Source organism: Shigella sp. SIG6, assembly GCF_053555815.1.
Window position 1 is genome coordinate 1 of the sequence record NZ_JBQZXC010000150.1, and the last position, 7,387, is coordinate 7,387.

At 50.5% G+C, this 7,387-nt stretch carries 6 protein-coding genes; 3 read left to right on the forward strand and 3 right to left on the reverse strand.

Annotation, left to right across the window (positions count from 1 at the left end; genetic code table 11):
• Positions 1-737, reverse strand: a 737-nt coding sequence (locus ACUU1M_RS17525) for a porin (protein WP_449144709.1), incomplete at its 3' end; no start/stop codon positions are given.
• 258 nt (positions 738-995) lie between these two features.
• A complete protein-coding gene (gene yddG, locus ACUU1M_RS17530; protein ID WP_000198227.1) occupies positions 996-1,877 on the reverse strand; it encodes an aromatic amino acid efflux DMT transporter YddG in 882 nt (293 codons plus the stop codon).
• Between the two features lie 231 nt (positions 1,878-2,108).
• On the opposite strand from yddG, the gene fdnG reads away from it, so the two are divergent.
• The 3 genes from fdnG to fdnI are packed head-to-tail and all read left to right on the forward strand — an operon-like array spanning position 2,109 to position 6,734.
• Entirely contained in the window at positions 2,109-5,156 is a 3,048-nt protein-coding gene (gene fdnG, locus ACUU1M_RS17535) for a formate dehydrogenase-N subunit alpha (protein WP_094188167.1), read from the forward strand.
• A gap of 47 nt (positions 5,157-5,203) precedes the next feature.
• Positions 5,204-6,088: a formate dehydrogenase N subunit beta gene (gene fdnH, locus ACUU1M_RS17540; RefSeq protein ID WP_001240582.1), complete on the forward strand. Its 885-nt coding sequence runs from the start codon at positions 5,204-5,206 to the stop codon at positions 6,086-6,088.
• Positions 6,081-6,734: a formate dehydrogenase-N subunit gamma gene (gene fdnI, locus ACUU1M_RS17545; RefSeq protein WP_000045648.1), complete on the forward strand. Its 654-nt coding sequence runs from the start codon at positions 6,081-6,083 to the stop codon at positions 6,732-6,734. The genes fdnH and fdnI overlap by 8 nt, the downstream gene beginning before the upstream one ends.
• A gap of 227 nt (positions 6,735-6,961) precedes the next feature.
• On the opposite strand, the gene ACUU1M_RS17550 is transcribed toward fdnI, so the two are convergent.
• The gene (locus ACUU1M_RS17550; RefSeq protein ID WP_005050353.1) at positions 6,962-7,246 is read right to left on the reverse strand and encodes a HigA family addiction module antitoxin; all 285 of its coding nucleotides are present in this window, start codon (positions 7,244-7,246) and stop codon (positions 6,962-6,964) included.
• Positions 7,247-7,387 lie beyond the last annotated feature (141 nt).

Sequence of the window (7,387 nt, forward strand, 5' to 3'; positions counted from 1 at the left end):
ATACCTGTGGCCCATAGTTCTGCATTCTTACCGGAGGCATTGAGAGGATTAGCAGCGGCTCTTTCCTGCGCATTTGTCCGATCGGATTTGGTATATACCGCACCGATACCAAAGCCATCATAAACATAAGTTGAGGAGATACCGAAACCGTCACCGTTGGCACGCGTGTAGTCAGCACCATAAAGATGACTGTTGTCAGTACGTTCATTTTTGCCTTGATATTGCTCGGCAAAGTTCAGCCCTTCAATTAAGCCAAAGAAATCGTAGTTGCGATAGGTTGCTAGACCGGTGGTACGGTATGTCATGAAGACATCTTTCTGACTCCAGGTATTGCCACCAAATTCTGGCAACATATCGGTCCATGAACCAATGTCGTAGCCGACACCGTAGTTACGACCATAGTCCAGAGAGCCAAATTCACTAATTTTTAAACCAGCATAGGCCAGACGGGTCTTGTTGCCGCGCGAGCCGTTGGCTTCATCGTTATAGCCTTTAAAATCATATTCCCAGTGACCAAAACCAATCATTTGATCATTGATTTGCGTTTCTCCTTTAAAGCCGAGACGGGCATAAGTTTTATCACCATCGTCACGCTGATCATCAGTAAAATAACGTAGAGCGGTAACCTTGCCATAAAGGTCGAGTTTATTACCATCCTTGTTATAGACTTCGGCAGCGTGTGCTACGTTCGCAGCTAACAAACCAGTTACAACCACCGCAACTATTTTTAATTTCATTTAACAGAATCCTTTTAATTATCGTTAAACGTATTTTCTAAACGAATTTTAAACGGCGTCATTTATAAATGACATACTGTTTTTAAAATAGAATGGTGATTAAAAACAATGAGAAAAATAGATGAAATAATATTATTTATCGATATGTGATCGAAGTCGAAATGAGATATAAGGTGAATTACTGGTATTTGAAATTTATTTTTTAATATTGTCGGAATTTATCTGATTAACTGCCGGGCCGTAGACCCGGCAATTATTTTAACCACGACGTGTCGCCAGCCAGCAGAGCAGGGAACCGCCGCAGACCATTAGCGCGCCTTGCCAGAACGAGAACGACAGCGGGGCGCTGAGCAGCACGGCTGCAAGCGCTGAGGAAAGTACAGGCGTAAAATACGAGCCTACCGCCATTATGGTGACATTGCCATGCAATATACCGACATTCCATGCAGCATAAGCAAATCCTAAGGTAAATGCCGCAGAGATGAGTTTAATCATGACGGGCGTGCTAAATACCATTTCTGGTTGTGGCGTGAGAAAATAGTAAATCCACAGACATGCTCCCGTTAGCAGGACAAAAACGGTAATTCCGTTAAATCCGCGTGCGTATTTATTCGTTACTGTGCAATAGGCTGCCCAGATAAACGCACCAATAAACGCCAGGAAATAACTCAATGGGCTGGTGGTGATATTATTGATGATTTCATCATAATGTAACCCATTCTCACCGCCTAACACCCAGCAGACGCCGACCAGGGCTAATAATAATCCTGGTACAATCAGCCAGTTGGTTTTCTGACCATTAAACAGAATGGCAAAGAGAATTGTCAGGCTGGGCCACAGATAGTTCACCATACCCACTTCAATCGCCTGATGACGGGTCGCCGCATACCCTAAGGAAAGCGCCAGACAGATTTCATAGCTGACGAATAACAGACTCCCGGCGAGTAAATAGCCTTTCGGAATCTGCCGAATACGCGGAAATCCAACCGTGAAGATTAACAGCAGCCCGCTTAATGAATAGATAGCAGCTGCGCCGCCGACCGGGCCGAGCACCTCGCTGACACCGCGAATCAATCCTACCATCGTGCTCCACAGGACGATCGCTATTAGCCCTATGAGCGTTGCTTTTTGTCGTGTCATGCTCGCTGTTTTGTCTCTCTTGCCGTTAAAAATTAAGCTGAATTTTATAGCATTTTTTTAACTGGCCTGTCAGGCAGTGGTGCGTTTTTCTACCGCTATTGAGGTAGGTCAATTTGCGCAGGCGGATTATTTTGTGGCAAACACGTGTTCTTTTTGATTTCGCGCAAAAAGATTCAGAATTTTACTGTTAGTTTCCTCGCGCAGTAATACCCCTGAAAAAAGAGGAAAGCAATGGACGTCAGTCGCAGACAATTTTTTAAAATCTGCGCGGGCGGTATGGCTGGAACAACGGTAGCGGCATTGGGCTTTGCCCCGAAGCAAGCACTGGCTCAGGCGCGAAACTACAAATTATTACGCGCTAAAGAGATCCGTAACACCTGCACATACTGTTCCGTAGGTTGCGGGCTATTGATGTATAGCCTGGGTGATGGCGCAAAAAACGCCAGAGAAGCGATTTATCACATTGAAGGTGACCCGGATCATCCGGTAAGCCGTGGTGCGCTGTGCCCGAAAGGGGCCGGTTTGCTGGATTACGTCAACAGTGAAAACCGTCTGCGCTACCCGGAATATCGTGCGCCAGGTTCTGACAAATGGCAGCGCATTAGCTGGGAAGAAGCATTCTCCCGTATTGCGAAGCTGATGAAAGCTGACCGTGACGCTAACTTTATTGAAAAGAACGAGCAGGGCGTAACGGTAAACCGTTGGCTTTCTACCGGTATGCTGTGTGCCTCCGGTGCCAGCAACGAAACCGGGATGCTGACCCAGAAATTTGCCCGCTCCCTCGGGATGCTGGCGGTAGACAACCAGGCGCGCGTCTGACACGGACCAACGGTAGCAAGTCTTGCTCCAACATTTGGTCGCGGTGCTATGACCAACCACTGGGTGGATATCAAAAACGCTAACGTCGTAATGGTAATGGGCGGTAACGCTGCTGAAGCGCATCCCGTCGGTTTCCGCTGGGCGATGGAAGCGAAAAACAACAACGATGCAACCTTGATCGTTGTCGATCCCCGTTTTACGCGTACCGCTTCTGTGGCGGATATTTACGCACCTATTCGTTCCGGTACGGACATTACGTTCCTGTCTGGCGTTTTGCGCTACCTGATCGAAAACAACAAAATCAACGCCGAATACGTTAAACATTACACCAACGCCAGCCTACTGGTGCGTGATGATTTTGCTTTCGAAGATGGCCTGTTCAGCGGTTATGACGCTGAAAAACGCCAGTACGACAAATCGTCCTGGAACTATCAGTTCGATGAAAACGGCTATGCGAAACGCGATGAAACACTGACTCATCCGCGCTGTGTGTGGAACCTGCTGAAAGCGCACGTTTCCCGCTACACGCCGGACGTTGTTGAAAACATCTGTGGTACGCCAAAAGCCGACTTCCTGAAAGTGTGTGAAGTGCTGGCCTCCACCAGCGCACCGGATCGCACAACCACCTTCCTGTACGCGCTGGGCTGGACGCAGCACACCGTGGGTGCGCAGAACATCCGTACTATGGCGATGATCCAGTTGCTGCTCGGTAACATGGGTATGGCCGGTGGCGGCGTGAACGCATTGCGTGGTCACTCCAACATTCAGGGGCTGACTGACTTAGGTCTGCTCTCTACCAGCCTGCCAGGTTATCTGACGCTGCCGTCAGAAAAACAGGTTGATTTGCAGTCGTATCTGGAAGCGAACACGCCGAAAGCGACGCTGGCTGATCAGGTGAACTACTGGAGCAACTATCCGAAGTTCTTCGTTAGCCTGATGAAATCTTTCTATGGCGATGCCGCGCAGAAAGAGAACAACTGGGGCTATGACTGGCTGCCGAAGTGGGACCAGACCTACGACGTCATCAAGTATTTCAACATGATGGATGAAGGCAAAGTCACCGGTTATTTCTGCCAGGGCTTTAACCCGGTTGCGTCCTTCCCGGATAAAAACAAAGTGGTGAGCTGCCTGAGCAAACTGAAGTACATGGTGGTTATCGATCCGCTGGTGACTGAAACCTCTACCTTCTGGCAGAACCACGGCGAGTCGAACGATGTCGATCCGGCGTCTATTCAGACTGAAGTATTCCGTCTGCCTTCGACCTGCTTTGCTGAAGAGGATGGTTCTATCGCTAACTCCGGTCGCTGGTTGCAGTGGCACTGGAAAGGTCAGGACGCGCCGGGCGAAGCGCGTAACGACGGCGAAATTCTGGCGGGTATCTACCATCATCTGCGCGAGTTGTACCAGGCCGAAGGTGGTAAAGGCGTAGAACCGCTGATGAAGATGAGCTGGAACTACAAGCAGCCGCACGAACCGCAATCTGACGAAGTAGCTAAAGAGAACAACGGCTATGCGTTGGAAGATCTCTATGATGCTAATGGCGTGCTGATTGCGAAGAAAGGTCAGTTGCTGAGTAGCTTTGCGCATCTGCGTGATGACGGTACAACCGCATCTTCTTGCTGGATCTACACTGGTAGCTGGACAGAGCAGGGTAACCAGATGGCAAACCGCGATAACTCCGACCCGTCCGGTCTGGGGAATACGCTGGGATGGGCCTGGGCGTGGCCGCTCAACCGTCGCGTACTCTACAACCGTGCTTCGGCGGATATCAACGGTAAACCGTGGGATCCGAAACGGATGCTGATCCAGTGGAACGGCAGCAAGTGGACGGGTAACGATATTCCGGACTTCGGCAATGCCGCACCGGGTACGCCAACCGGGCCGTTTATTATGCAGCCGGAAGGGATGGGACGCCTGTTTGCCATCCACAAAATGGCGGAAGGTCCGTTCCCGGAACACTACGAGCCGATTGAAACGCCGCTGGGCACTAACCCGCTGCATCCGAACGTGGTGTCTAACCCGGTTGTTCGTCTGTATGAACAAGACGCGCTGCGGATGGGTAAAAAAGAGCAGTTCCCGTATGTGGGTACGACCTATCGTCTGACCGAGCACTTCCACACCTGGACCAAGCACGCGTTGCTCAACGCAATTGCTCAGCCGGAACAGTTTGTGGAAATCAGCGAAACGCAGGCGGCGGCGAAAGGCATTAATAATGGCGATCGTGTCACTGTCTCCAGCAAGCGAGGCTTTATCCGCGCGGTGGCAGTGGTAACGCGCCGTCTGAAACCGCTGAATGTAAACGGTCAGCAGGTTGAAACGGTGGGTATTCCAATCCACTGGGGCTTTGAGGGTGTCGCGCGTAAAGGTTATATCGCTAACACTCTGACGCCGAATGTCGGTGATGCAAACTCGCAAACGCCGGAATATAAAGCGTTCTTAGTCAACATCGAGAAGGCGTAAGGGGGCGAACAGATGGCTATATCGAGAAGGCGTAAGGGGGCGAACAGATGGCTATGGAAACGCAGGATATTATCAAAAGGTCCGCAACTAACTCCATCACGCCGCCTTCTCAGGTGCGTGATTACAAAGCAGAAGTCGCGAAACTTATCGACGTTTCCACCTGTATCGGCTGTAAAGCCTGTCAGGTGGCGTGTTCGGAGTGGAACGACATCCGTGATGAAGTGGGGCACTGCGTCGGGGTTTACGATAACCCCGCCGATCTGAGCGCCAAGTCCTGGACGGTGATGCGCTTTAGCGAAACCGAACAGAATGGCAAGCTGGAGTGGCTGATCCGTAAAGACGGCTGTATGCACTGTGAAGATCCGGGCTGCCTGAAGGCGTGCCCGTCTGCTGGTGCAATCATTCAGTACGCTAACGGGATTGTCGATTTCCAGTCGGAAAACTGCATCGGCTGTGGTTACTGCATTGCCGGGTGTCCGTTTAATATTCCGCGCCTCAACAAAGAGGATAACCGGGTATATAAATGCACGCTCTGCGTCGATCGCGTCAGCGTCGGCCAGGAACCGGCTTGTGTGAAAACCTGTCCGACCGGGGCTATCCACTTCGGCACCAAGAAGGAGATGCTGGAGCTGGCGGAACAGCGCGTGGCGAAACTGAAAGCGCGTGGTTACGAACATGCTGGCGTCTACAACCCGGAAGGGGTCGGTGGTACGCACGTTATGTACGTGCTGCATCACGCCGATCAGCCGGAGCTGTATCACGGTCTGCCGAAAGATCCGAAGATCGACACCTCGGTAAGCCTGTGGAAAGGCGCGTTGAAACCGCTGGCAGCGGCTGGCTTTATTGCCACTTTTGCCGGGTTGATTTTCCACTACATCGGTATTGGCCCGAATAAGGAAGTGGACGATGACGAGGAGGATCATCATGAGTAAGTCGAAAATGATTGTGCGCACCAAATTTATTGATCGCGCCTGTCACTGGACCGTGGTGATTTGCTTCTTCCTGGTGGCGCTGTCCGGGATTTCGTTCTTCTTCCCGACGCTGCAATGGCTGACGCAAACCTTCGGTACGCCGCAGATGGGACGCATTTTGCACCCGTTCTTCGGCATTGCGATTTTCGTCGCACTGATGTTTATGTTTGTGCGTTTTGTGCATCACAACATCCCGGATAAGAAAGATATTCCGTGGCTGTTGAACATTGTCGAAGTATTAAAAGGCAATGAGCACAAAGTGGCGGATGTTGGTAAGTACAACGCCGGGCAAAAGATGATGTTCTGGTCGATCATGAGCATGATTTTCGTGCTGCTGGTGACCGGGGTGATTATCTGGCGTCCGTACTTTGCGCAGTACTTCCCGATGCAGGTTGTTCGCTACAGCCTGCTGATCCACGCGGCTGCGGGTATCATCCTGATCCACGCCATCCTGATCCATATGTATATGGCATTCTGGGTGAAAGGGTCGATTAAAGGGATGATCGAAGGGAAGGTGAGCCGTCGCTGGGCGAAGAAACACCATCCGCGCTGGTATCGTGAAATCGAGAAGGCAGAAGCGAAAAAAGAGAGTGAAGAAGGGATATAATCTCTTTTGAACTTTAAGCTGAAAATGGCGCTGTAAAAGGCGCCATTTTCATATTGTAGACAACGTGGGCTTTGTTCATCCCGGATGCGTCGTGAATGCCTTATCCGGCATGAAAACCCTTCAAATACAATAGATTGAAGTGAACGTGTAGGCCTGATAAGCGTAGCGCATCAGGCAATGTTGCGTTTGTCATCAGTTTCAAATGGCGCTTTATAAGGTGCCATTTTTTATTGCGTAACCAGACGGCGTAATCGCGACACAACCACCGTTTTTTCTGCCTCTGCCAGACTCCAGGCGTTTTGCAGATTCAGCCACATTTGCGGCGAACTGCCGATCACCACGGAAAGTTTAATTGCCATTTCTGGCGTCAAAGCTGCTTTTCCGGTCAGCAATCGGCTTGCCGTTGAGGGCGCAATTTCCATTGCTCTGGCAAACTCGCGCAGGCTGACATTAAGTTCGTCCAGTGATTCCTGAATAATGTCCCCCGGGCGGGGATGATTGGCCATTTTCATTAGTGTCTTTACTCTCAGTAGCGTTACTTCTCTGGGAACACTATCATTATTGTTCCTTCCTACGCAACAATAATCCATTTAGCCATTTCATGTTGGAGAGTGTGCGATGCTGCGACCCGAACATGGGAGTCGCAGCAAAGA

Coding starts and splice junctions, on each gene's coding strand:
- yddG (WP_000198227.1), bottom strand. CDS start 1,877: ATGACACGACAAAAAGCAACGCTCATAGGGCTAATAGCGATCGTCCTG.
- fdnH (WP_001240582.1), top strand. CDS start 5,204: ATGGCTATGGAAACGCAGGATATTATCAAAAGGTCCGCAACTAACTCC.
- fdnI (WP_000045648.1), top strand. CDS start 6,081: ATGAGTAAGTCGAAAATGATTGTGCGCACCAAATTTATTGATCGCGCC.
- ACUU1M_RS17550 (WP_005050353.1), bottom strand. CDS start 7,246: ATGAAAATGGCCAATCATCCCCGCCCGGGGGACATTATTCAGGAATCA.